18 protein-coding genes are annotated in these 25,255 nt (G+C 71.2%); 8 read left to right on the forward strand and 10 right to left on the reverse strand.

Annotated features, from left to right (window positions below; all coding sequences use genetic code 11):
- Positions 1 to 71 precede the first annotated feature (71 nt).
- The gene (locus tag D7Y04_RS01450) at positions 72 to 1,241 is read left to right on the forward strand and encodes a cyclic nucleotide-binding domain-containing protein (RefSeq protein ID WP_121758095.1); all 1,170 of its coding nucleotides are present in this window, start codon (positions 72 to 74) and stop codon (positions 1,239 to 1,241) included.
- A 7-nt stretch (positions 1,242 to 1,248) separates the two neighbouring features.
- Here D7Y04_RS01450 and D7Y04_RS01455 read toward each other — a convergent pair whose 3' ends face one another.
- The 3 genes from D7Y04_RS01455 to D7Y04_RS01465 all read right to left on the reverse strand — a co-directional run bounded on the left by D7Y04_RS01455 (position 1,249) and on the right by D7Y04_RS01465 (position 6,785).
- Complete coding sequence (locus D7Y04_RS01455) at positions 1,249 to 2,541, reverse strand: YecA family protein (RefSeq protein WP_121758096.1); 1,293 nt, start codon at positions 2,539 to 2,541, stop codon at positions 1,249 to 1,251.
- Positions 2,542 to 2,626: 85 nt separating this feature from the next.
- Positions 2,627 to 3,817 (reverse strand): OmpP1/FadL family transporter, encoded by a 1,191-nt coding sequence (locus D7Y04_RS01460; protein WP_120599060.1) that lies wholly within the window; start codon positions 3,815 to 3,817, stop codon positions 2,627 to 2,629.
- Between the two features lie 31 nt (positions 3,818 to 3,848).
- The gene (locus tag D7Y04_RS01465) at positions 3,849 to 6,785 is read right to left on the reverse strand and encodes a hypothetical protein (RefSeq protein ID WP_121758097.1); all 2,937 of its coding nucleotides are present in this window, start codon (positions 6,783 to 6,785) and stop codon (positions 3,849 to 3,851) included.
- A gap of 200 nt (positions 6,786 to 6,985) precedes the next feature.
- Here D7Y04_RS01465 and D7Y04_RS01470 point away from each other — a divergent pair, with 200 nt between their 5' ends.
- The 3 genes from D7Y04_RS01470 (at position 6,986) to D7Y04_RS01480 (ending at position 8,881) form a co-directional block, all read left to right on the forward strand.
- Entirely contained in the window at positions 6,986 to 7,522 is a 537-nt protein-coding gene (locus D7Y04_RS01470; RefSeq protein WP_199749594.1) for a hypothetical protein, read from the forward strand.
- A gap of 132 nt (positions 7,523 to 7,654) precedes the next feature.
- Positions 7,655 to 7,963: a CBS domain-containing protein gene (locus D7Y04_RS01475; protein WP_120579902.1), complete on the forward strand. Its 309-nt coding sequence runs from the start codon at positions 7,655 to 7,657 to the stop codon at positions 7,961 to 7,963.
- 228 nt (positions 7,964 to 8,191) lie between these two features.
- A complete protein-coding gene (locus tag D7Y04_RS01480) occupies positions 8,192 to 8,881 on the forward strand; it encodes an NTP transferase domain-containing protein (RefSeq protein ID WP_120599063.1) in 690 nt (229 codons plus the stop codon).
- 74 nt (positions 8,882 to 8,955) lie between these two features.
- Here D7Y04_RS01480 and D7Y04_RS01485 read toward each other — a convergent pair whose 3' ends face one another.
- The 4 genes from D7Y04_RS01485 to D7Y04_RS01500 form a co-directional block, all read right to left on the reverse strand.
- On the reverse strand, positions 8,956 to 9,789 hold the full coding sequence (locus D7Y04_RS01485; RefSeq protein WP_120599064.1) for a hypothetical protein: 834 nt from the start codon (positions 9,787 to 9,789) through the stop codon (positions 8,956 to 8,958).
- A 161-nt stretch (positions 9,790 to 9,950) separates the two neighbouring features.
- Positions 9,951 to 10,823 (reverse strand): hypothetical protein, encoded by an 873-nt coding sequence (locus tag D7Y04_RS01490; protein WP_121758099.1) that lies wholly within the window; start codon positions 10,821 to 10,823, stop codon positions 9,951 to 9,953.
- Between the two features lie 86 nt (positions 10,824 to 10,909).
- Complete coding sequence (locus D7Y04_RS01495) at positions 10,910 to 11,776, reverse strand: OmpA family protein (RefSeq protein ID WP_120599066.1); 867 nt, start codon at positions 11,774 to 11,776, stop codon at positions 10,910 to 10,912.
- A 70-nt stretch (positions 11,777 to 11,846) separates the two neighbouring features.
- Positions 11,847 to 14,444 (reverse strand): PAS domain-containing protein, encoded by a 2,598-nt coding sequence (locus tag D7Y04_RS01500; RefSeq protein WP_121758100.1) that lies wholly within the window; start codon positions 14,442 to 14,444, stop codon positions 11,847 to 11,849.
- Between the two features lie 217 nt (positions 14,445 to 14,661).
- Here D7Y04_RS01500 and D7Y04_RS01505 point away from each other — a divergent pair, with 217 nt between their 5' ends.
- On the forward strand, positions 14,662 to 15,510 hold the full coding sequence (locus D7Y04_RS01505; protein ID WP_120600292.1) for an HAD family hydrolase: 849 nt from the start codon (positions 14,662 to 14,664) through the stop codon (positions 15,508 to 15,510).
- 105 nt (positions 15,511 to 15,615) lie between these two features.
- On the opposite strand, the gene atpA is transcribed toward D7Y04_RS01505, so the two are convergent.
- The 3 genes from atpA to D7Y04_RS01520 form a co-directional block, all read right to left on the reverse strand.
- Positions 15,616 to 17,163: a F0F1 ATP synthase subunit alpha gene (atpA, locus tag D7Y04_RS01510; protein ID WP_120600293.1), complete on the reverse strand. Its 1,548-nt coding sequence runs from the start codon at positions 17,161 to 17,163 to the stop codon at positions 15,616 to 15,618.
- A gap of 231 nt (positions 17,164 to 17,394) precedes the next feature.
- Positions 17,395 to 18,879 carry an ATP-binding protein gene (locus D7Y04_RS01515; RefSeq protein ID WP_120599749.1) on the reverse strand — a complete coding sequence of 495 codons (1,485 nt, stop codon included), beginning with the start codon at positions 18,877 to 18,879 and terminating at the stop codon, positions 17,395 to 17,397.
- Between the two features lie 148 nt (positions 18,880 to 19,027).
- Positions 19,028 to 19,570 carry a F0F1 ATP synthase subunit delta gene (locus D7Y04_RS01520; RefSeq protein WP_120599750.1) on the reverse strand — a complete coding sequence of 181 codons (543 nt, stop codon included), beginning with the start codon at positions 19,568 to 19,570 and terminating at the stop codon, positions 19,028 to 19,030.
- A 248-nt stretch (positions 19,571 to 19,818) separates the two neighbouring features.
- Between D7Y04_RS01520 and D7Y04_RS01525 the strand changes: the two genes are divergently transcribed.
- From D7Y04_RS01525 to D7Y04_RS01535, 3 genes are all read left to right on the forward strand, one after another.
- Positions 19,819 to 21,645, forward strand: a complete 1,827-nt coding sequence (locus D7Y04_RS01525; protein WP_120599753.1) for an Hsp70 family protein — start codon at positions 19,819 to 19,821, stop codon at positions 21,643 to 21,645.
- A 93-nt stretch (positions 21,646 to 21,738) separates the two neighbouring features.
- Positions 21,739 to 22,911 (forward strand): TIGR02266 family protein, encoded by a 1,173-nt coding sequence (locus D7Y04_RS01530; RefSeq protein WP_120599751.1) that lies wholly within the window; start codon positions 21,739 to 21,741, stop codon positions 22,909 to 22,911.
- 133 nt (positions 22,912 to 23,044) lie between these two features.
- The gene (locus D7Y04_RS01535) at positions 23,045 to 25,186 is read left to right on the forward strand and encodes a beta-propeller domain-containing protein (RefSeq protein WP_121758101.1); all 2,142 of its coding nucleotides are present in this window, start codon (positions 23,045 to 23,047) and stop codon (positions 25,184 to 25,186) included.
- Positions 25,187 to 25,255: the final 69 nt, after the last annotated feature.

Consider the following 25,255-nt stretch of genomic DNA (forward strand, 5'->3'; position numbering starts at 1 on the left):
GTGACAAGGGACACCCCGTCGGGACCGCCGAACGGATGCGTGCGCCGCGCGGCTGGGTTACAGAGGCCCGCATGGCGGACTCCCCACACGCGCGGTCCCTGAAGGCCCAGGCGGCGACCCTCGCCGCCGAGGGGAAGCTGGAAGCGGCCCTTGCCGGCTACCAGGACGCCCTGCGCGCGGAGCCGGAGGACGCGGAGGTCCACCAGCGCGTCGCGGAGCTCCTCGAGTGGCTGGAGCGCACGCCGGAGGCCGCCCACGCCTACGACGACGCGGCGCTCGCGTGGACTCGCGCGGGAGGGCTCCTGCGCGCGGTGGCCGCCACGGTGCTGTCGCGAGGCCTGCGGGGCGCGCGTCCCAAGACGGTGCGCGCCCTGGCGGATCGCTTCGCCCTGCCACCCGGCGCGCTGGCCCCGACCTTCGCCTGGGTACCCGACGGCAAGGACCCGGGCGTGCCCGTCCTGTCCGGCGTGGGGCGCGACGCCTTCGTGGCGCTGGTGGAGGCGCTGGAGGTGCGCGCCTTCTGGCCGGGCCAGCGCGTGGTGGAGGAGGGGCAGCCGGGCGATTCCATGTTCGCGCTGGTGGAGGGCCGCGCGGAGGTGACGCGCCGGGTGGAGGGCAACGCGCGACAGGTCGTGGCCACGCTGGGGCCGGGGGACTTCTTCGGCGAGGTGGCGCTGGTGTCCGAAGGGCCCAGGCTGGCCAGCGTGGAGGTGCCTGAGCGCTCCGTGCTGCTGGAGTTCAAGCGCTCCTCCCTGGCCCGCGTCAGCGCGGCGCACCCGGAGGTGGAGGCGGCGGTGCAGGCCTATTACCAGCGCCGGCTGGTGGACAACCTGCTGCGGACGAGCCCCCTGTTCACCAACCTGTCGCCCGCGCTGAAGCAGGCGATGTCGCGCGAGTTCGACCTGCGTGCCGTGCCCGCGGGCCAGGTGCTCCTGACTCAAGGGCAGCCGGGCGATGCCTTCTACCTGCTGCTGCGCGGCCAGTGTCAGCTGTCGCTGGAGCAGCCGGGCCGCATCGTGTTGCTGCCGGAGCTGCGCGAAGGCGACGTGTTCGGTGAAATCTCCCTGCTCTTGGACAAGCCCGTGTCCGCGACGGTCCGCACGAAGACGCCGTGCGTGGTGCTGCGCCTGGAGCGCGCCGCTTTCGAGCGGCACGTCGTGAGCCAGCCCGGCCTCAAGGGCCAGCTCATGCGCATGGGCACGGAGCGCCTCCAGCAGACCGCGAAGGCGCTCTTCGTCTGAACGCGCGTCAGGCTTCCGCGTCCAGCTGCACGGGGTGCTCGCGAAGCCAGTCCTGCGCGCGGCGGATCCGCCCGGCGCCGGCCGCGCGGCCTTCCTTCTCCATGAGTTGCCGGTAGGGCTCCAGCTGCTCCGGCGTCCACGCGGGCAGGGCCTTCAGGTCCGCGAGCGCCACCATCTCCTCCGCGCTCCGTCCCTTCGCCTCCTGCCGCGCGGTGAGCAGCGCCGCCAGCACCAGCCGCGCGGGCTCCGCCTCGAAGGCGATGGCCGCGTCGGTGAGCCACTCGCGCGTGGGCTCGTCCGCCGCCGGGTCCTTCGCTCCGTCGCGCATCCGCTCCAGCATCCCTTCCAGGAAGTCCGCGTCCACCGCGACCTTCACCGCGCGCAAGAGCGCGGCGATGACCTGCCGCCGGCCTTCCGGGTCCTTGGGCTGGGACTTCATCGCGCGCAGGGGTTCCCACAGCGCGACGGTGAGCCACAGCTCCTCCTCCGGGGAGAAGACGGACGGCGTGGCGGGGTCGCGCAGCTTGGTCTCCACCCGCTGCGCGCGCTCCTTCGCCTCGCGCGAGATGCGCTCCACCAGCGCGGGGTCCGCCTGCACGTGCTTCACCAGCGCGTCCAGCTCGCCCGCCTCCGCCTTGCGCAGCGCCTCCGAGGCCTCGGGCGTGAGGTCCTCCTGCTCCATGCCCGCGATCAGGGACTCGTACTTGCGCACCACCTCCGCGTGCTTCTGGCTCCACTCGCGGAACTGCACGTCGAAGACGACGTCCAGCACGGGGTTGTCCTCCGGCCGCACCTTGCCCGTCTTCTTCGCCGCCGTGGCCAGCAGCGCGCCCACGCACAGCGCGCGCCGCTCCTCCGGCGTGCGTCCACTCTTCGCCACCTGGGCGAGCAGCCCCGCGCCCAGCTTCTCCTGGAAGCCGCGCGTGCCCAGCTCCCGCACCACGCCCACGCGCAGGCTGTTGCGCGCCTCCATCGCGTCCAGGCCTTCCTGCGCGGCCAGCTTCGCGAGCGCCTGACCCACGTGGTCGCTGAAGGCCTTGTCGTCGTAGCGAAGCCCCGGCTGGGGCCCCGCGGCCTGGAGCAGCACGCCCAGGTGCTCCAGCGCCTGGGACAGGCGGGACACGTCCGCGTCGCCCAGGAGCGCCATGGCGCCCTCCAGGTCCTGCTTCAGCGGGTGGGCGGGGGCGGTGGTGGGAGGCGGCGCGGCTTTCGCGCGGTCCTCGGCGGCGTGACAGGCCTTGTACTTCTTCCCGCTGCCACAGGGGCACGGGTCGTTGCGGCCGGGCTTGGAAGGGCTCACGGCCCGGCACCGTAAGCGAAAGCGCCCGGCCCTTCCATGAACGGAAGGAGCCGGGCGCCCGCTACTTCAGAAACGGTTCAGCCGGTTACTGCAGGTTGAAGCCCAGCGTCAGGCCCAGCACGTGCGCGTTGCCGGAGTACGTTCCGGGCATGCCCGGCGCCGTGCTCTCCTTGTCCGCCAGAGCGACGAACTGGTAGCCCAGGTCCGCGCGGAACGGCTTGAACTGGTAGCCCACGCCCGCGGACACCTTGAAGCGGTTGGCGTCCGGGAGGTCCGGCGTCAGCGTGCTGTCGGGGCTGGGGGACGGGTCGTACGTGAGACCGAGGCGCACCTGCAGCGCATCGCTCACGCCGTACTCACCGCCCAGCGAGTACTTCCACTTCGCACGCCAGCGCTTGGGGATGGGGTTGTCGATGGACGGGTTCTCGAAGCGGATGGCCAGCTCCGAGAACGAGGACCAGTCCACCCAGCTCGCGTCGAACGCCAGCAGCAGGTTGTTCAGCGGCCGGTACGCCAGGCCCGCCGTCACGGTGGACGGCAGGACGACGTCCGCGTGCGCCTTCTGGTCCGTCAGCCGGCTCTGGAACTCCACCGGGATGTTCTGGAAGTCCGCCTGGCCCTGGAACGCGATGTCGATGGCGCTGCGGTAGTGCAGGCCCATGTCCAGGTTGTCCAGCAGCTTGGCCTGCACGCCGATGTTGAAGCCGGAGCCCCAGTCCGCGCCACCCAGGTGGACGGAGCCCTCGCTGTTCACGAAGTCCAGGCCGCGCGTCAGCTCGATGGTGGCCCGGGCGATGTCCAGACCCGCGCCGAAGCGGAAGCGCGGGTGCAGCTCATACGCGAACGACGGGTTGATGTAGTACGTCGCCAGCGAGGACTCGTAGCCGCGGAAGCGGCCGCTGAAGCCCTCCTCCCAGCGGCTGCGCGCGCCGTACGGCGTGAACACGCCCACGCCGAACGCCGCCTTCTCGAACGGCTTGTAGACGACGAACAGGTGCGGGGGCGGCGACAGCGTGGTGCGCTGCCCTTCCGCCTCCATGTTCGGCCGCTGGAACGTGATGCTGGGGAGGATGCCCGTGTCGCCCAGCGTGATGTCCAGCGTCTTCACGCCGACCATGTTCGCCACGTTGTAATAGATGGAGGACGAGTCCTCCAGCCACGCCGTGGCGGCGCCGCCCACGCCGGTGGCGCGAGCGCTGTGGGTGTCGACCTGGAATCCCGCGGCCTGGCTCGTACCAGCCGCCAGGATTGCCACGAGGGAGAGTGTCTTTTTCATGAGTGTTTGATTCCTCTCTCAGTGGTTCGCGTTACTGCGCCACGGTGCCGGACGACAGGAAGCCGATGATCTGGTCCTGCGCCAGGTCGCGCACGTTCTGCGGGATTTGAGGATTGTTGAGGAAGGCGTGACGGCCGGCCGCGGGGATGGCGTCGATCTTGAACATGTACGAAGCCACCGTGCGCGGCGCGTCCGTGCGGTTGGCCGCGTTGATCAGCGCCAGCGTGTTCGCGTTCGGGATGACCTGGTCGCCCTCGATGTACTGGATGAACGCGCGGTGCTCGGTGGCGCTCGTGGGGGCCGCCGCGTTGTTCTCCAGCAGGTACGCGTAGTTGCGCGCATCCGCCGGGTCCAGGATGGTGTTCGCCAGTCCGATGAACGTGTCGAACGCCGGGGAGCCCGGGGTCACGCCCGCGGAGGCGAGCGAGCCCAGGAACGCGTTGCGCTGCGCCTCGAAGGCGGGCGCGGTCAGCAGCACGCCGGCCAGGTTGCCACCGGCCACGTTGAGCACCGAGCGGTGCACGCGCGGAGACACCGCGGTGGACATGGTGCCCAGGATGCCGCCGAGGCTCTGGCCCACGTAGTCCACCTGCGCCGCGTCCAGCTTCGAGCCCACGGCCGTGGACAGCTCCGCGCTGGCCAGCACGCGCAGGAACTGGCTGAAGTCCACCACGTGGTGGCGGAAGTTGTCGCGCGTGGTGAACAGGTTGCCCAGGTTCAGGAAGTTCCAGCCGGAGATGGCCGGGATGCCCTGCGCGTTGCGGGTGAAGTCACCACCCTCGCACTTGTTGTCCGCCATGCACTGGCCCTGCGACGGGGAGACGACGTTGGAGCAGAACACGTCGGCCGGCACGCCCGCGGGCAGCACCGCGGCGGAGCAGTCCGCGCGAGCGGCTTCCGTGCGCGCCACGCAGCGGCCGTAGGACGGGCTGGCCGGGCTGGTCTCGCAGCGCTGGTTGGCGGGGTTGGCGCACGCGCCGTCGTCGCCCACCGAGCCCGTGGTGCCCAGCACCGTGGCGGAGCCCACGCAGCTGGTGCGCTCACCGTGGTAGACGGCGTCCATCGCGACCACCGCGTAGCCCGCGCCGGTCAGCTTGTTGGCCACGCCGAGCACCGCGGTGCGGTTGCTGGTCAGGCCGTGGCCGAACACCAGCACCGGCCAGCCCGTGGCGGGCGCCGCGGTGGCCGGCGTGAACAGCATGAACGGGTAGCGCGTGGGGCGCGGCTCGGCGGGGTTCAGCGTGCCGAAGGGGCCCGTGAGCAGCCACGGCGTGTTGGCCCGAACCTCGTGGACCGCGCCGACGTTGGCGGACGCGAAGCCGGCACCGGCCATCGCAGCCTTCACCTGCGACGTGATGTTGAACACGGAGCTGGGCGCCGCGGGCGTCCCGTAGACGCCGCCGGGCAGCGTGTACAGCTGCTGCAGGACGGACGTGGTGCTCTGGGTGGTGAACGACCAGCCCAGCGCGACCTTGGAGCGCGGCAGGCCAGCGGCCGCCAGCGCGTCGAAGAACGGCTTGTGGGCCGCGCGCACCGGCTCCAGCGCCTGCGCGAGCGCGTCCGGCACGGAGGAGATGGTGCTCTTGCCGTTGGCGAACACCGGGTTCGCCAGGCGCATCAGCGCGAACGCCGTGCCCGGGGCCACGTTGCGGCCCTTGGTGTCCTTCAGGTCCGTGGTCAGCACCGCGCCGTACTGGGTGGCGCCATCCAGCGGCGCCTTCGGGACGATCTGCAGCTGCTGCGGGACATCGACGATGCCCGCCGCGCCCACGCTGGTGCCGCAGTCACCGCTCTTCTCCACCAGGCAGGGCGCCACGTCCGGCTTGGTGCCCTTGTCCAGGTTGGACAGCTTGAAGAACTGCACGCCCGCGGCCAGCGACGCCGCGTCCACGCGGGGAGCCGGGCCGTCCGAGGCCTCGCGGAACATGGTGCCGTCCAGCACGCCCTGCGCGTCGCCGTTCTCCGTGACGATGGCGCCCGTGGTGGAGAAGCCGTCCAGCGTGTTCAGGCCCGTGAACAGGTCCTGCTGCAGGCCCGGCGTCGTCGGGACGGGGAAGTTCAGGTGCGCCGGCGCGGTGGCCGTGGCCGGCACTCGCAGCAGGTCGTTGGGGAAGGGGATGATGGTGGGGACGCGCGGGGTGGCCGCCAGGTTGATGGTGGCATCCGGCTGGTTGACGATGCTGAAGGTCCAGATGAGGACGATGTCCTCACGCTTGAACCCCTGCGGCGCCAGGGCCTTGTCGAAGACCTGCTTGTAGCCCAGGCGCAGCTGCTCCAGCTGCAGCGACTTGGCGGTCTGGTCCGCCAGGCGCTTGGCCGGGTCCGTCTCCGCGGAGGGGATGAGCTCCGTGGCCGGGCCGCAGTCCGGCGAGGTCAGGTCCTCGCAGGTGACCAGCGACTTGTCGGAGTTGATGAAGGCCCACGTGGCCGACCCGATGATGGGGTTGCCCGAGTTCGTCTTCAGGCCGTTCTCACCGCCGACCAGCGCCACCGCGTAGCGCGAGCCCTTCGGCCACGCCGGCAGGCCCGTGTTGATGTCCACCGGGGGGATGATGTTGAGGAGGTCCGTGTCCTCGTTGTACGCGAGCGTCGGCGTCACCGGCTTCGTCGCCAGCGGCGTGCCCGCGTACATGTCGATGAAGATGACCGTCTTCGGGCTCACCGAGCGCGGATCCAGGTCCTTGATCTTGGTGTTCGCGATGGCGGACGTGGGGAAGCCGTTGAGCGAGTTCAGGTAGTCGCGCGTGAACTCCTGCTCCGCCGCGGACGCCGCCGGGTTGATCGGCGCCTGAACCTTCTTCGTCTGCTGGTTGATGGCCAGGTCGTTGGGGGAGGGAACCACGGCGGGAGACGCCGAGGGGTCGAACTCCGCCAGGCCGACGTTCAGATTCGGAGCCTCCTGCGCAATCTCCGGCGTGCAGGCGACAGCTCCTAGGGCCATGGCCCCGAGGAACAACTGTTTCTTCATGGTGGGAATCCCCTCCAGCCCAAGGTGAACTGCTGGAAACAAGTCAGTGAGTAGCACGCCCTCCCCCGGTCACAAAGTGAGAGGGATTGACGCGCCGAGTCAGCTATGGGGTTCCCACGCGTGCACGCGGGTGGACGTCTCACGCGGCGTGCGCGGCACGAGGGCGTGACGCGCGGAGGAACGCGGATACGCTGCCGTCCATGAAACGACTGCTGACTGTGTTGGCGATGACCGTGGCGATGGGCGCGAGCGCGGAGGAGGCCGGAGGCCTGACGTGGACCGCGCCGACGGAGTGGGCCGCCCAGCCTCCTCGGCCGATGCGCGCTGCGACGTACAAGGTGCCCGCCGTGAAGGGAGACGCGGAAGACGCGGAACTGGCTGTCTTCTACTTCGGGCAGGGGCAGGGCGGCGCGGTGGACGCGAACGTGAAGCGCTGGGTGGCGCAGTTCCAGAAGCCCGACGGCAAGCCCCTGGAGGACAAGGACGCGAAGACGAAGCAGGAGAAGGTGAACGGGCTGCCCGTCACCACGGTGGAGGTGAAGGGCACGTACGCGGGCGGCGGTCCCATGATGGGGCCTTCCGCGCCCAAGCCGAACTTCAAGCTGCGCGGCGCCATCGTGGAGGGGCCGGAGGGCGCCATCTTCTACAAGCTCACCGGGCCGGAGAAGACGGTGAACGGCGCGGAGAAGGGCTTCCGCAAGATGGTGGAGTCGGTGAAGCCCGCGCCGAAGAAGTAGGGCGGGCAGGCGGATCCACCCAGGGGCTCTGGAGAAGCTTTGGAACCCCCTGCGCGGACGTCGGCAAGCGGATTGCTAAGGCCTTCCGGCACACGGCGCCCGAACGCCGAGCACCGGAGGCCTCACGTGTCGATGTGCCGCAGCCCTGAGTTCCAGAACCTCGTCTCCCACGCCATCACCCTGTTCCCGGAGGACACCGTCCTGGGAGCGCTCCAGCAGATGTACCGCCACGGCGTGCACCTGCTGCCCGTGGTGGAGGGGCGTGGGGGCGATCTGCTGGGCGAGGTGACGGAGGACGAGCTGCACCGCGTGGCCCGTCGCCGTCCGCTGGCCCGGCTGGCTGAAATTCTGACCGTGAAGGCGCTGGCGGCGCCGGAAGAAACGACCGTGGAGACGGCCGCCCCGCTGCGGCTGGCGGCCTCCAGCGGCTGGCTGCACTGAAGGGCCGGGTGACGCCCATCCGGCGCGGGGGAGGGGAAGCCCTCTGGCCAACCCGCCTGACCGCTGGTGGACACCTGCCCTTGCCCAAAGGGCTGGCAGCCAACACCTCCTCGTGTGACTGGCGGCTGTCTGACGACTCGTACTGGCGGGCGGGCTGCAATCCCGGAAGGAGGTCAACAGCCTGTTGGCGGTGCCCCCGGCTTTCCGTCGAGGGCGAGGAGGCGGGTCATGAAGGCAGTGGCGATCATCCTGGCGGCGGGCAAGGCCCGGCGGATGTCCCACCCCAAGGCGCTCATCGAGCATGAAGGGGGCAAGAGCTTCCTCCAGTCGCTGGCGTCCACCTTCGGAAAGGCGGGGTGCGGGGTGCTGGGCGTGGTGGGCAGCGACGAGGAAGCGGTGCGCGAGCAGCACCCGAGCCTGGAGCTGGTGACGAGCAGGGACTGGGAGAAGAGCCTGCTGGCGTCGGTGAAGGCCGGGTTGGAGGCGGCCGTGGCCGAGGACGCGGACGTGGTGCTGGTGCATCCGGTGGACATGCCGGCCCTGCGCGTCACCACCGTGAAGTCCATGCTCAAGGACATGGAGCGCGGCGGCACCGACGCCGTCATGGTGCTCCGGCCGGAGTACGACAACGCCACGGGCTGGCCGGTGGTGCTGTCGAAGAGCGCGGCGCGCAAGCTCATTGAAGCGGAGGGCGAGGACCTGGAGGCGGCGCTCAAGACGCTCAATCCGCGCCGCCTGAATGTGAAGGACCCCGGCGTCATCGTGAACATCAACACGCCTGAAATCTACGGGCGCGTCTTCAGCACGGAGGTCAAGCTGGCCCCGCCGCCCAAGCGGCGCATGAAGCGCCCGGGCGTGTCCAACGGCTCCGGGGCGGACACCACCCCTGCGTCCTACGCGGCGTCGTCGGAGGAGTAGCCCCGACGCGAAGACTCCCGGGGTCCGCACGGTGCGCGGCAACCCCGGGAGTTTTTACTTCAGACTTCCGGCCTTCAGAACGACAGGCCCAGGCCCAGGTAGGGGCCGGTGAAGTGGTCCGCGTGCACCACGCCGTCCAGGTGGCCGCCGTCGCTGAGGTACAGGGTGCGCCAGCCGCCGCGCAGGTTGAGGGCGCCCAGGTGCAGCGCCAGTCCGGCCTGCATGTCCACCTGGCGGTGCGGGAAGGGCACCACCTGGATGCGCGCCTCCACGTCGAAGGGCGACGGGCCGATGCACGCCTCCAGCGACGCGGCGAGGCTGGGGCCCACGAAGATGGCGTCCGGAGCGTGCGCGCTGGCGATGCCGGCCTCCATGCGGAAGCGGCCGCGCTCGGTGGACCAGGGAGAGAGGGTCAGGTGCGCGTCCAGCAGCGTCAGCCGGTCCGTGTCCGCCGAGCCGTCATCCGACTCCAGCGCGATGCCGCTCACACGCGCGTCCATGCCCCAGCGCTGGCCGTCCAGGGCCATGAAGAGGTCCAGCGCGCCGCCCACGTCGCCAAAGCTGTTGCCCTGCACGTTCAGGTGCACGAGCGGCGCGGGCCGGGGTGCGCGGGCGCCGCGGGGGACCTCCGCGCGCGCGCGGCGGTGGTAGCTGGCCGGGCCGGAGAGGAAGAGGACGTCGAACCAGCCGATGCCGACGCCGGAGGAGCGCACGCTGGAGCGCACCGGCGCGTCCGAGGCGCGGCGCACGGGCGTGGCGCGGTGCTCCTTCTTGTCGTCCTTGTCGTCGGAGTCCTTCGAGTCGGAGGTGTTCGGCTTGGAGCGCTTGCCAAAGCGGGCCTCGGCGGGCGCGGACCCCAGCAGGACAGCGACAGCGAGCGCGGCACACAGCGTCTTCCAGAAGCCCACGGCAACCTCTCCTCTTCATGGGCCCACGGGATGGGCCGCGGCATGTGGACGCCTGCTCGCCCGGAATATTCAACCCTCATCACCCCCGGTGAAACCAGGGCCCCGGGGATGGGGGGCGGTGTCCGGAAGGGGGCATGTGCACCCCCGGACATGCGGGTGCTTCAGAAGGCCAGACCGGCGCCGGCGTAGGGGCCCACGAAGCTGTCGATGTGCTGGATGCCGTCCACCCGGCCCGCGTCGTCCAGGATGAGGCCGCGCACGCCGCCGCGCACGTTGAGGGCGCCCAGGTGCAGCGCGATGCCCGCGCTCGCGTCCAGCTGCCGGTAGGTGCCAGCCGTGCCCTGCACGCGCGCCTCCAGGTCCAGCGGGCCCGCCACGCAGACCTCCAGGGAGGTGGCGAGGCTGGGGCCCACGAAGAAGACGTCCGGCGCGTGGGCGGTGGAGAGGCCGCCCTCGAGGCGCCAGCGCACGCGGTCGGTGGACACGGGCGCATAGGTGATGTGCAGGGTCGCCAGGCGGATGTCGTCCGTGCCGCGCGTGCCGTCGTCGGTGGGCAGTACCAGCTGCGTGCCCTGCACGGCGATGCCCAGCGCCTCGCCCTCGATGCCCAGGAACGCGTCCCCGGCGACGCCGCCGCCCATGATGCCCCCGTTGAGTCCCGCGCGCAGGCTGAGCGGCTGGGCGTTGCGCTGCTGCTGGACGACCACGGGCCGCGGCTCGGAGCTCTCCGCGACGACGCTCAGCACCTCCGCGGCCGCCACGATGGCGTTGCCGTAGATGTGAGCGGAGTACGAGGGCCGGTCGCGCGGGGCCGAGCGGTAGGAGTGGTTTTCGTTCCGCGAGCTGGAGCGGATGGGCGTGGCGGCGTGGACCCGGGAGCCCCTGTCGTCGCGCTTGTCGTCGCGCTTCTTGTCCTCCTTCTTGTTCTCGGAGCTGTCCGAGGACTTCTTGCCGAAGCGGGCCTCCGCGGGAGCCGCGGCCAGGAGGAGGCCGGCGGCGAAGGTGGCGCACAGGGCGGGGCGGAAGGCGGACACGGGAGGCTCCGAGGCAGGGGCGAGGTGAAACCCTCTGCACCCCTGGACGGGCAGCCAGACGTTCTATTCACTCCGCGTCCCGTGCGTCAGCGCTGCGCCGTCTTCTTCGGCTTGGCCTTCGCCAGGCGCTTCATGGGCCGCGGCGGTGGCTCCGTGCGCGCCACGGCCGCGCTCTCCGGCGTCACCGGCGTGGGGAACACCCGCAGCGTGACGCGCCGGTTGCTGGCGCGGTGGGGTGGGCTGTCGTTGGGCACCAGCGGCCGGTATGCCGCATGGCCCGTGGCGCTCAGGCGCTCCGGAGCCAGTCCCTCGCGCTCACCCAACTGCCGCACCACCACCACGGCCCGCGCGGTGGACAGCTCCCACGCGGTGGTGGCGGGAGCACCGGCCGCGGCGGGGAGCACCTCATCGGTGTGGGCCTCCACGGCGACGCGGTGGTCGGCGAGCGGGCCCCGGAGCACCGCCGCGGTCTGCTTCAACACGGCGGCGCCCTCTGGCGTGAGCGACGTCGTGGCGGGAGCGAAGAGGAGCCGCTCGGACACCTCCACGCGCAGCGCGTCGTCCTCCAGCGCCACGGCCACGTCGCCCGCCTGGAGCGGGTCCTTCAGCGTCCTGCCCAGCGATTCGAGCGCCGCCTCTCGCTTCGTGCGCTGCGCCTCCGCGCTCTTCGCCTGGAGCTCCGCCGCGGCGCCGCCCCACTCCTGCGCCTGCTGCTGACGCTCCAGCGCTCGCAGCCGCTGCTCCATGGCCTGACGGAGCGTCTGCAGCTGCGCGACGTGGGTTTCGGACTCGGTGGCTTCGTGCTCCAGCTGCGCGCTCCGGGCCTCCAGCGCGTGGAGCGAGCGCGAGCCCAGCCACGCGCCCGTGGAGGCCACCACCACCGCGACGGCCAGCAGCCCCCAGGGCAGCCACCGCCAGCGTCCGAGCGCTGCTGTCTTCCGCGCGTCGTCCATGGCCCTGAAGGGTAATGTCCCCCCGGGTGTGGGCGGCAAGGTGGCGCCGTGCGACATGCGCCCGCCTGCTTCAGCTGGGGGCCGCCCCGGGCGGTTTCTTCCACCGGGGCAGGTGCAGCACGAAGCGCGAGCCGGGTCCGCCCTCTGGCGGCGTCTCCACGAACAGGTCTCCGCCGTGCGCGCGGGCGAGCTGCCGGGAGATGTAGAGGCCCAGCCCCAGGCTCGCGCGTGCGTGCTCGCCGCTGTTGCGCGTGAAGCGCTCGAAGATGCGCTCGCGCGCGTCCGGAGGGATGCCGGGGCCCCAGTCGCGCACGGCGATGATGGCCTGCTCCCCGTCGCGCTCCACGTACAGCTCCACCGGCAGGCCCGGCGCGTACTTCATCGCGTTGGTGAGCAGGTTCATCAGCACCTGCTCCACGCGCGGCCGGTCCGCCAGCGCCACCACCGGCGCGTCCGCGTGCACCACCGCCACGCAGCCCGCGGTGGCCAGCGCCTCCTCCATCCGCGCCACCAGCCCGTGCACCAGCGAGGACAGCTCCACCGCGCTCAGCTCCAGCGCCATCTGCCCCGTGCCCAGCCGCGCCACGTCGAACAGGTGTGTCACCAGCCGCGTCAGCCGGTCCGCCTGCCGGAGCGCTCCCGACAGCCCCTGGCCCAGCCGCTCGGATTCGTCCGACGCGAGCTTGTCCACCGTGCGCTGCAGCGACGACAGCTGCAGGTGCAGCGCGGACAGGGGCGTGCGCAGTTCGTGCGTCGCCACCGCCACGAACTCGTCGCGCGCGGCCACGGCCTGCTCCGCCTGCCGGTACAGCCGCGCGTTGTCCACGGCCAGCGCCGCGCGCCAGGCCAGGTCCTCCAGCTGCGACAAATCCCGCGGGCCGAAGCGCCGCGTGGGCGAGCACGTCGCCGCGCTCACGATGCCCAGCGTGCGCCCGCGCGCCATCAGCGGGACGACCATCACCGAGCGCGGGCTCAGTCCGTCCAACACCTCCCGGTGCGTGTCGTTGACGGCGAAGGCGCGCATGGCGGTTTCGTCCACCTCCGCCACCAGCTCCGAGCGCCCCGTCTCCAGCACCCTGCGCAGGACGGTCTGGGCGCCGGGTTGGGGCGCGTAGGGCATGGACTTCTCCAGCTGGGCCTGGAGCCTTTCGTCGAGGGCGCGGCGCTCCACGCGCTCCAGGTGCTGGCCGTCCTCGCCCAGCATGTCCACCAGGCAGTAGTCCGCCAGCTGCGCCACCACCAGCTCCGCCACGTTGCGCACGGTGGTGCGCCAATCCAGGGACGTGGCCAGCCGCGTGGTGGCGTCCGTGAGGAAGCGCAGGTGGGTCTCCATGCGGCGCTGGTCGGTGATTTCGCGCACCACTCCGCCCACGCCCAGCAGCTCCGTGCCGGAGCGCACGGGGAAGTACGTGGCCAGGAAGGTGCGCGGCTCCGGGCCCACGACGTACTCCACCGGGTCGTCCACCACGGCCATCTCCGACTCCAGCACCTGGCGCAGCAGGTCCTCGATGGGGGCACCCGCCGGACCCATCAGCTCGCGGGGCGTGAGGCCCAGGTGCTTCTCCAGGGGGATGCCGTTGTTCTCCGCGACGACCTTGTTGAGCCGCACGTAGCGCAGGTCCTGGTTCACGAAGCCCATGCCCACCGGGGACGCGGCGAAGAAGGCCTCCAGCATGGCCGCGGACGCGTCGCGCTCGCGCAGGGCCTCGCGGGCCTCGCGGTACAGCCGGGCGCTCTCCACCGCCAGGGCGGCGCGGCGCGCGAACTCCGTGGCGTAGCCCAGGTCGCGCTTCGTGTAGCGGCGCGCGGGCGACGCGGAGACCAGGTTGATGATGCCGAAGCGGCGCCGTCCCACCGCCAGGGGCAGGAGCATGGACGAGCGCGGCGCCAGCGCCTCCAGCAGCTGGCGGTGCTCGGGCGAGAGGGACACCGCGTCCAGCCACGGGGGCGTGATGTCCGCGATGAGCACGGGCTTGCCCCGCGCGAACACCCGGGCGAGCGGCGAGTCTGAACCTGCCTGTGGTGGGAAGGACAGGGTCTGGTCCAGCAGCGACTGCTTCCTCGGGTCCCTCGCGCTGACCGCGAGCCGGTGCAGCGCGCCGTCCGACCCCAGCACGTCCACCATGCAGTAGTCCGCCCACTCCAGCGTGGCCAGCCGCGCCACGGCCTTGAGCGTCGTCTCCCAGTCCAGGGACTCGGCGAGCAGCCGGCTCGCCTCGCTGACGAAGAACTCCGCGCGCTCGGTGGCCTTGCGCTCGGTGATGTCCACGTTGATGTTCACCGCGCCCACCAGGCCGCTCTCCGCCGAGTACAGCGGCGCCGACGAGTTGAGGATGGTGCGGCGCGCGCCGTCCTTCCCGACGATGTCCACCTCCTCGTTGGAGACGGTCTGCCGGGTGCGCAGCGTGCGCGCCACGGCCCACTCCTCGCCGCGCAGGCGCTTGCCCGTGCCGGGCCAGTACGCCTCGAAGGTGCCGAAGTGCTCCAGCTTCATTCGCGCCAGCGCGGCCTGGCCCCACAGCGCGCTCGCGGCGGCGTTGGCCGCGAGCAGGCGGCCCGCCGTGTCCACGATGACCACCCCCACCGGCAGCAGGTGCAACACCGTGCGCAGCCACTCCTGCGGCACGGGTGTGGACTCCGCCTGAAAGGTGCCAGTCGGCTCGGACATGGGCGCGGAGCCCCCCTCCCCCGCGGGAGGCTCTACGGTGGGGGTGGCGGGGGGCCGGGACCACCCGACCCGGGTTCCATCCGGCTTTCCGGGAGTTGGCACCGGCCTCCACCCGGAGGCAGGGCAGGGGGCTTGATTCGGAGCGGCCGACGGGGCGTCATTCGGGGCTTTCGTTCACGGCCGCGCTTCCAAGCGGCCGGGCTGCAAGGACCGGTGGATGGGAATCGCGTGCGTGGTGCTGGACTTCGATGGGACCTTCACGGACGTGCTGGCGGAGGGCGAGCCCTTCCTCAAGCACTTCCAGGACGCGCTGTACGGCGTGCTGGGGCAGGACGCGTCCCAGGCGTGGGCGGAGGAGGTCGCCGCGCTGCATGAGGGCGTGGACCAGTACGGTTGGGAGGTCGCGGGGCGCATCGTGGCGCCGGCCACCGCGGACCCCTACCTGACGGCCACCTGCACCGCGCACCGGCTGCTCAAGCGCTACGGCAAGGGCGACGACGAAGTGCTGCGCACGGACACGGTGCAGACGCTGTACCGGGAGGCCTACCGGCACTCGGCCACGGCCTTCAAGGCGGAGGCGAAGGAGGTGCTGGAGGCGCTGCTCGCCACGGGCCTGCCCGTGTCGGTGGTGACGAACGCGCACACGGAGCTGGTGGAGGCGAAGCTGGACAAGCTGGCCCCCAAGGGCCGCGAGCGGCTGAAGGTCTTCGGCGACGCGCGCAAGTTCCAGCTGGAGGACACGGAGCCGAAGGACGCGCGCTTCGACGCGCTGCCGGAAGCGCTCCACCTGGACGGCGTGCTGGGCCGGCCGGTGTACCTCAAGCGCGGGCGCTACTTCTCCGCGCTCAAGCGCATCTGGGACGCCACGCACACGGGCCCGGAGTCCACGCTCGTCGCGGGTGACATCTTCGAGCTGGACCTGGCCATGCCCGCCGCGCTGGGCGCGCACGTGCAGCTGGTGGAGCGCGCCAACGTGATGCCCTACGAGCGCGCCGCCGTGCAGCGCCTGGGCACGCGGGGCAGCGCGGACAAGAGCCTGCGCGCCATCCTGCCCCGGCTGCGCTGAAGAGGCGCGGTGGTAGTGGCCCACCGCGGGCAAACGAAAAGCCCCGCCTCCCGGTGAAGGGAGGGCGGGGCTGTCCGTTACGTCACCGCGCGTGGGGCGCGAAGACTAGACCTTGGCGCCCGGGGTCGCCTGGAACACGTCGTTGAACTCGGTGAACGCCTTGTTGATGTTCGCCTTGATGTCGGCGGTCAGCTCGCGCTTGGCGACCAGGTCCTGGACGATGTTCGGGTACTTGCTGTCCACGAACTCCAGCATCTCCTTCATCCAGCGGACCACGTCACCCACCGGCACCTGGCGGATCCACCCGCGCTTGCCCGCGTCGTCCTTGTTGGTCGCCGCGTAGATCTGGATGACCTGACGCTCGACGGAGAGCGGCTCGTACTGGCCCTGCTTGAGCAGCTCCACCATGCGGGCGCCGCGCGCCAGCGTCTCCTGCGTGGCCTTGTCCAGGTCGGAGCCGAACTGGGCGAAGGCGGCCAGCTCGCGGTACTGCGCCAGCTCCAGCTTCATGGAGCCTGCGACCTGCTTCATGGCCTTGATCTGCGCCGCGGAACCCACGCGCGACACGGAGAGACCGACGTTGATGGCCGGACGGACGCCGGCGAAGAACAGGTCCGTCTCCAGGAAGATCTGCCCGTCGGTGATGGAGATGACGTTCGTCGGGATGTAGGCGGACACGTCACCCGCCTGCGTCTCGATGATGGGGAGCGCCGTGAGGGAGCCCGCGCCCTCCTCGTCGGACAGCTTGGCGGCGCGCTCCAGCAGGCGGCTGTGGATGTAGAACACGTCGCCCGGGTACGCCTCGCGGCCCGGCGGGCGGCGCAGGAGCAGGGACAGCTGGCGGTACGCCACGGCCTGCTTGGAGAGGTCGTCGTACACGATGAGGCCGTGCATCTTGTTGTCGCGGAAGTACTCGCCGATGGCGACGCCCGCGTACGGCGCGAAGTACTGCATGGGCGCCGGGTCGGACGCGTTCGCGGCGACGACCACCGTGTACTCCATGGCGCCGTACTTGTTCAGCTTCTCCACCACCTGCGCGACGGTGGACTGCTTCTGCCCGATGGCCACGTAGACGCAGTAAACGCCCAGGCCCTTCTGGTTGATGATGGCGTCGATGGCGACGGCCGTCTTGCCCGTCTGGCGGTCACCGATGATGAGCTCGCGCTGACCGCGGCCCACCGGCACCAGCGCGTCCAGCGCCTTGATGCCCGTCTGCAGGGGCTCGTGCACGGACTTGCGCTTCACGATGCCGGGCGCCTTCACTTCCAGGCGGCGGTGCTCGGTCGCCTCGATGGGGCCCTTGCCGTCCACCGGCTGGCCCAGCGCGTTCACCACGCGGCCCAGCAGGCCCTTGCCCACGGGCACGGAGGCGATCTGCTGGGTGCGCTTCACGGTGTCACCCTCGCGGATGTCCTTGAACTCACCCATGATGGCGACGCCGACGTTGTCCTCTTCCAGGTTGAGGACCAGGCCCTGCACGCCGTTGGCGAATTCCACCAGCTCACCGGCGAGCGCACCCTCCAGGCCGTACACGCGGGCGATACCGTCGCCCACGGACAGCACGGTGCCGGTCTCGGCGACGGTGACCTTCTTGCCGTAGTCCTTGATCTGCTCCCGGATGATTCTGCTGATCTCGTCGGCGCGGATTTCCATGGGCGTCTAGCGTCCTTGCGGAGGGGGCGGCCTGAGGAAACGGGGATGGCCGCCGCGAATCTTGATGTACCGGGTGGCCCCCTATCACGGGCACCGGGACTCTCGCAACGCGCCACGCGCCAGGGCCTTCCCCCACCCCCGCGCCCCTTTATCGCGCACGTAAGCAGGCACCCCGGACGAGAGGGGCGCCGCCCGCCCGCAAGCCCAGGGAGCCCGGCGCCAGGCCCGGCTTCAGGAGCCGGACGCGGGGAGGCCGTCCTCGCGGGGCAGCCACACGATGAAGCGGGTGCCGTCCGCCGCCCCCGACTCCACGGAGATGCGCCCGCCATGGGCCAGGGCGATCTGCCGCACGATGAAGAGCGACAGCCCCAGCCCGTCATCCGCGGAGCACAGGGCGCGGTGCTTGAACGGCTCGAAGAGGGTGCCCTGGTACTCCGGCGGCACCCGGCAGTCCGGGTCGTGCACCTGCACCGTCACGCCGTCGAAGCGCCCCGTCAGTTGGAGCACCACGGACGAGGACACCGGGCCGTGGTGCAGGGCGTTGCCCACCAGGGAATCCATCAACTGGAAGAGCCGCTCGCTGTCCCAGGTGCCCTTCAGGTCGCCGCTGGCGACGAGCCGCAGGTCGCGGTCCGGGTGGGCCCGCTGCCGGTCCGCCAGCACGCGCTCCGCCAGCTGTCCCAGGTGGACGGAGGAGGGGTGCACGGGCAGGCCGTTGGACAGCCGGGCGCGGGTGAAATCCAAGAGCTGGCGGATCAGCCGGTCCACCCGGCGCACGCCCTGGCCCACCCGTCCTACCTGTTCGGTCAGGGCTTCGGGCATCGACGGAGCGTGCTGGAGGGCGAGCACGTCGCACTGGAGCGACTGGAGCGGGGCCTTGAAGCCGTCCCCCGCCGCGTCCAGGAACTGGTCGCGGAAGTGCTCCATCCGCATCAGGCGCTCCTCGGCGGCCTTGCGGATGCTCACGTCCCACACCGCGCCCATGCGCACCGAGCGGCCCTGGAACGTCGCCGGCCGGCCCATGACCTCCACGGGGATGCGGCGGCCGTCGCGGTGGAGCACGGCCAGCTCGTACGGGGCCTCCACGCCGCGGTCCATCACGTCGCGCGCGGGGACGCGGAACTCCGGCGCCACGCAGTCCAGGATGTTCCGGCCGATCAGCTCCGCCGTCTCGTAGTAGCCCATCAGGCGGCCCAGGCCGGGGCTGATGTCCAGGAACTGCCCGCGGTCGTGGAAGAAGTACCCGTCGCAGGAGATCTCCACGATGGAGCGCATGTGCTCCTCGCTCGCGCGCAGCGCCGCCTCTTCGCGCAGGCGCGCGGAGCTGTCCCGCAGGAGCAGGAGCACGCCGGACGAAGGGGCCGCAGGCATGGCGCTCACGGTCAGGTGGCGCAGCGTGCCCACCTCGCCGAAGCGGCCCGACACCAGCTCCTCCGCCACGCGCTCACCGGACTGCGCCCGCGCCAGCAGCGGAGACAGCGGAGGCGCCAGGCCGGGCCACGCCTCCGAGAGGAAGCGACCCACGCACAGCTGCGCCGGGCGGCCACACAGCGAAGCCAGCAGGTCGTTCATCCAGACGAGGCGGGAGTCCCCGTCCACCAGCGCCACCCCCCAACCCGGCGCGTTGAGCAACGCACCCAGAAAGGGCAGGGTTTCCTCGGGAACCCCCAGGGACGGAAGGGCTCCGGGAAGCCGTTGGAACACAGGCTGCGGCATGGGCGGGTCGTCTCGGAAAACGCGGGCTTGTCCGCGTTGCCCAGAAGTATACCCATTCCCAGAGCCGACGGGAAATACAGGTTTGACTAGGACTGCGGGGCAACCCTGACAACCCGGCACGTCTGCCGCACCGGGAGTGAGGAAGGGGTTACTTCAGCTCGCGGCGCATCTGCTCCAGCTGGGTGCGCAGGGTGCCGTCGTAGAGGGTGCCACCGACCTGGGCGGCCACGCCGCCGAGCAGGGACGGATCCACCTTGGTCTCCAGCACGACGTTGCGCTGGGTCAGCTGCTGGAGCGACTGCTGCAGCTGGGTGAGGGCCTCCGCGGAGAGCGGGGCGGCGCTGGTGACCTGGCCCCGGACGCGGCCCGCGCGAGCGTCCGCCATGTCGCGGTAGAGCCGGGCGATGTCAGGCAGGTAGCCCAGGCGGTTGCGGTCCACCAGCAGTCGCACCGCGTTGGCGAGCGCGGGCTCCGCGGGGGAGGGCATGGCCTGGAGCAGGGCCTCCACCACGTGGCTGCGCTGGGCGCGGCTGTAGGCGGGGTTGAGCAGCACGTCCGACAGGTCGGGGCTCTTGCCCACGACGGCGGCGAAGGCGTTGAGCTGCTCCGCGACAGCGTCGGTGCGGTTGCCTTCCGCTGCGACGTCGAGGATGGCGCGGGCGTAGCGGCGGGCGATGGAGACGTTCACCATGACGCTGGCGCCCTTAGCATGGGGCGTCCCTGGCGGCAATGATGCCGGCGCCATGCGTTGGATCTCCGTGGCCGCTCGGGGCCTCTCGAGGTCTATGGAGAGAGTAGGCGGGGAAGCGCCCCCGGGTGTGTGCTGGTGACCGCCCCCGGGCCCTTGAAGGCAGGCCGGCGCCCGGCAACGGACGGCCGGGGTGCGACAGGACTTGGCGGAAGTGGGCGCTTACCCGTAGCGTGGGCCCCACCCTCGCCATGCAAGAACCTGTCATCGGCATCGACCTGGGCACCACCAACAGCGTCGTCGCGACCGTGGAAGAAGGACGCCCGCGCCTCATCCCCTCACGTGCGGGAGGCCGCCTCACGCCCTCGGTGGTAGGCCTCACCCGGGCGGGCGACCGCCTGGTGGGGCAGCCGGCCCAGGCCCTGGCGGAGGAGCACCCGGACGCGGTGGTGTGGGCCACCAAGCGCTTCCTGGGACGCCGCTACACGCCGGAGCTGGTGCAACAGGCGAAGGCGGTGGTGCCGTATCCCCTGGTGGCCGGCCCCACGGGCGACGTGCGCGTGAAGCTGTCCGGCCGCGTGCTGCCGGCAACGCAGGTGTCCGCCTTCATCCTGGGTGAGCTGCGGCTGGACGCGCAGGCGCACTTCGGACGCGACGTGCGCAAGTGCGTCATCACCGTCCCCGCGAACTTCGACGACAACCAGCGCCAGGCCACGCGGGAAGCGGCGGCCATCGCGGGGTTGGAGGTGGTGCGGCTGGTCAACGAGCCCACCGCGGCGGCGCTGGCGTACGGCCTGTCCCGCGGCTTCGAGGGCAGCGCGCTGGTGTTCGACCTGGGCGGCGGCACCTTCGACGTGTCCATCCTGGACGTGAAGGCGGGCGTCTTCGAGGTGAAGGCGACGGGCGGCGACCACGCGCTGGGCGGCGAGGACTTCGACCAGCGCATCGTCCAATGGCTGCTGGCGCAGGTGGAGGATGCCTTCCAGGAGGCGGTCTCCAAGGACGCGCAGTCGCTGCGGCGCCTGAAGGTGGCGGCGGAGGCGGCCAAGCGCGAGCTGACCGAGTCCGAGGAGGCCCTCATCTCCGTGTCCGGCCTGGGCGACCACACGGCGGGCGTGAAGCGCTTCACCGAAATCAACACCGCGCTTACGCGCAGCTTCTTCGAGACGCTGTCGGAGCCGCTGTCGCGCCGCTGCCTGGACGTCTGCAAGAGCGTGATGGCGGAGGCGCGGATGGATCCGCGCTCGGTGGACGTGGTGCTGCTGGTGGGCGGGATGACCCGCGTGCCGCTGGTGCGCCGGCTGGTGGCGGACTTCTTCGGCCGCGCGCCCTCCACGGACGTGCACCCGGACGAGGCCGTGGCGCTGGGCGCTGCGGTGCAGGCGGACGAGTTGGTGCGCCAGGCGGGGCAGGCGCTGCTCTTGGACGTGGCCAGCCAGAGCCTGGGCGTGGGCGTGATGGGCGGCCGGGTGAAGCGGCTCATCCCCAAGAACACGGGCGTACCGGTGGTGGCGAGGGACATCTTCTTCCCGGGAACCTCCGGCCAGTCCGAGGCGCGCATCCCCGTGTACCAGGGGGAGAGCGAGTTCCAGGACGAGAACCACAAGCTGGGCGAGGTGGTCCTCAAGAACCTGCACGTCGCCAACCGCGGGGAGACGCCGCTGGAGGTCGTCTTCGAGTTGTCCGGCGAAGGCATCCTCTCCGTGCAAGCCACCGACCTGACCTCGGGCCACATGGAGCTGGTGCGCCTGGAGGCCCGGGCCGGCCTGCCGCAGGGCGAGGCGGAGAAGCTGGGCCAGGAGCAGTCCAACTACGCGCAGGCGCAGGGCGTGGTGGACGCGCGCAAGGCGGAGGAGACCTTCCGCAAGCTGCTGGAGCGCGGGGAGAAGCTGGCCCGCCTGCTCCAGCAGAGCGCCCGGGAGAACCCCAGCCCGGAGGCCGAGTCGGCCGTGGGCACCGTGCAGCAGCTGCTGGTGGGCGGCAAGGACGCGCTGGCCGCCGGTGACGCCGCGCAGTGCGCCCTCATTGCCCGTCAGCTCACGAAGTTGTTGTCCGGCCGCGCGGAGCCCCGCGGCTGACGTCCCCCGGCGCACGGAAAAGGCGTCCACCAGCACACGTTGTGGCGCCGGGTCCGTGGTGCCTTCCCTGGAGTCCGCGTATCTCCGGGAGTCATGACGACCCCCGGCTTTTCTCCTCGCCCGAGAGATCTGGTCTTCGTGGTGGACGACTCGCGGACCGCGCGGGACGTGATGCGGCTGCACCTGTCGCGCATGGGCTGTGACGCGGTGGGTCTGGAGGGGGCGGATGCGTGCCTGGCGGAGCTGGCGCAGCGGACGCCGGCGCTCATCCTGATGGACCTGCACCTGGAGAAGCTCCAGGGGGACGAGGCCTGCCGCCTGGTCAAGGCTCACCCGGCGGGGCGCAACGTCCCGGTGGTGATGTTCACCGCGGCGGATGAACCCCATGAGGTGATGCACTGTGGGCGCGCGGGCGCGGACGACTTCCTGCCCAAGCCGGTGAGCCAGGAGGCGCTGGCGGCGAAGGTGGCCGCGGTGCGGCTGTCGCGCGAGCGCGCCTGGACGGGCCCTCCGCGCGGCCGGGGCGTGCTGCTGGTGGAGGGCGGCCGGTTCCTGCACACCTTCCTGGGCGGAGCGCTGGAGCACGAGGGGATGCACGTGCTCTACGCCAAGGACCTGGACGACGCGGCGGCGCAGGCCGTGGCCCAGGGCGAGCGGCTGGACGGCTTCGTGGTGGACGTGTCGCGGCTGCCTCGCGAGGCCCTGTCGCTGGCCACGCGCCTGCGCGAGCAGTTCCCACGCAAGCCGCTGGTCCTGATGTCGCGGGTGGAGGAGGCGCCGGACGTGCTGGAGCGCGCGCAGGAGCTGAGCGGCGCGCCGCTGCTGCTCAAGCGTCAGCTGGGCGCGGACGAGCTGCTGGCGAAGGTGCTGGCGCGCCTGTCGCAGGGCACGCTCCCCTTGAGGGCCGCGGAGCGGGTGCCCTTCTTCACCGTGGTGGAGTTCAACACGCCGGGAGGCCCCACCCTCAGTGGCTTCAGCCATGACGCCAGCCCCCAGGGGCTCTTCGTGCGCACGCTCACGCCCGCGCGCGAGGGCTCGCGGCTGTCCCTGCGCCTGGTGATGGCCGGCCAGCGCACGCCCTGTGAGGCGCAGGCGGTGGTGGCGTGGTGCAACCCGCCCGGGATGGGGAGCGCGTTCCGCTCGCAGACGGGCATGGGCCTGCGGCTGGAAGGCATGGACGCGCAGTTGCAGCAGCGCTTCGTGCGCTTCGTGCCCCAGTCCCTCGGTTTTCCCACCGCCAGTCCCGTGCGCGCCTCAGGTTTCTGAGAGCGGAGGGTCACCCCGCGCGCCTCCCAACCCCCCGCAATCACAGACAGAAGCGGCGGGATTCTCCCCTGGCATGGGCGTGGCAAAGCGCCGAGCCCCGCGAGGCAGTCGACTTTCGAGGGAGGATTCACGCATGCGTCTACGTCTTTTCGGAACGGTGGGGCTCACGCTGCTGGCGGTGGGGTGCGGCGACGGGGGCAAGGCCCCGGAGGGCCTGGACAACGAACCCGTGCAGCAGTCGCTGAAGCTGGAGACCTTCAACGACTGCTCGGCGCTGGAGCGGTACATCGAGGACACCGCGACGAAGCAGATGCGCGCGAACCTGGAGCAGCAGAAGCCCGGTTACTGGGAGCGCTTCGGCCGGGGGACGCGCGGCGGCGTCGTCTTTGGCCCCATGCCCACGGAGGACTCGGCGGGGGGCGGGGTGAATGCCGGCGGCGGCAGCCAGGCGCCGAATGACTCCACCGGCACCAACAACCAGGTGGAGGGCGTGCACGAGTCGGACTTCGTGCAGAACGACGGCACGCGCATCTTCGTGCTGTCGGGCAACCGGCTGTACGCGCACCGCTCGTGGCCCGCGGAGCAGCTCACGCTGGCGGCGACGCTGGAAGTGGAGGGCTGGCCCCGGGAGATGCTGCTCGACGAGAAGAACCGGCTGGTCATCGTCTCGCAGGTGGCGCTGTCGCTGCCGGGCACCCCGACGAAGGTGGGAGGGGGCGTGGGCGGAGGCATGGTGCCCGTCGCGGACATGGCCTGCTACGGCTTCGGCTGCGGCTACTACAACGCGGACAGCACCAAGGTGACCACGGTGGACGTGTCGGACGTGGCGCACCCCACGGTGGTGGATCAGGTCTACCTGCCCGGCGTCTTCGACCAGGCGCGCCGCGTGGACAGCAACGTGCGGCTGGTGCTCTCGGACGCGTTCCGCTGGCCGGAGGACGTGAAGTTCTGGGTGGAGTACTCGGAGGACCTCTACAAGGACGAGGGGAAGCTCACCAAGACCCTCGACGCGCTCATCGAGCAGAACGAGAAGCTCATCCGCGCGAACACGCTGGACAAGTGGCTGCCCTCGGGCAAGCACGTGGACGCGGACGGGGTGACGACGGCGCTGCCCACGTCCTGCGGTGACTTCTACCGGAGCAACGCGCCGTCCGCGCTGGGCTTCGTGACGGTGGCCTCGCTGGACCTGGACGCGCGCACGGCGGCGCCGGGGCGCACCAGCCTGGTGGCGGAGCCGGGCACGGTGTACGCGTCCAAGGAGTCCCTGTACCTGGCGCACTCGCATTACTGGTGGTGGCCGCAGCCGGGGCAGAAGGACTTCACCTACCTGCACAAGTTCGACCTGAGCCAGCCGGGCCGCGCGGTGTACGCGGGCTCCGGCACGGTGGAGGGCACGCCCGTCAACCAGTTCGCCCTGGACGAGTACGAGGGCGTGCTGCGCATGGCCACCACGGTGACCACGCGCCTCCCGGAGACGGAGCACCCGGACTGGTGGTGGGGCCGCACCACGACGGCCAGCCGCGTGACGACGCTGGGCGCGAAGAACGGTCACCTGGCGGAGCTGGGCCGCAGCGAGGACCTGGCCGAGGGCGAGCGCATCTTCAGCGCGCGCTTCGCGGGCCCGCGCGGCTACGTCGTCACCTTCCTCCAGGTGGATCCGCTCTTCACCTTCGACCTGAGCGACCCGGCCCACCCGCGCAAGGTGGGCGAGCTGAAGGTGCCCGGCTTCTCCACGTACATGCACCCGGTGGGCGACCACCACCTGCTGACGATGGGCATCCACACGGAGCCCAACGGCGGCTGCTGCGGCACGAGCACCCTGAAGCTGTCCCTCTTCGACGTGAGCGACCTGGCGAACCCCAAGGAGGCCGCCACGCAGCTGGTGGGCGAGGCCTACGGCTGGAGCGAGGCCCTCTACGAGCACAAGGCCTTCAACTACTTCGCGGCCAAGGGGCTGGTGGCCATCCCGTTCACGGACTACTCCAGGTCCTACTCGTCCTATGAGAACTACTGGCAGGGCTTCCGCACGGAGCTGCGCGTGTTCCGGGTGGACCTGGCGGCGGGCATCTCCCCGGTGGGCGCGGTGCCCATGTCGGACCTGTTCAAGACCACGGGCATGCCGCAGTGGAGCTACTACTACGTGCCGGATGTGCGCCGCAGCGTGATGGCGGATGACTACGTCTACGCCATCAGCGACGCGGGGGTGCGCGTGTCGAAGGTGGACAGCCTCCAGACGCCGCTCGTCACGGTTCCGTTCCCGGTCAGCACTCCCTGACGGGGAGGGCGGGCGGTCAGACGGGGAAGGGGATTGCGTCGCTTGCACCAGCGCAATCCCTTCCCTATA

The sequence above is a fragment of the Corallococcus sp. AB038B genome, assembly GCF_003668955.1.
Classification (GTDB): Bacteria; Myxococcota; Myxococcia; order Myxococcales; family Myxococcaceae; genus Corallococcus; species Corallococcus exiguus.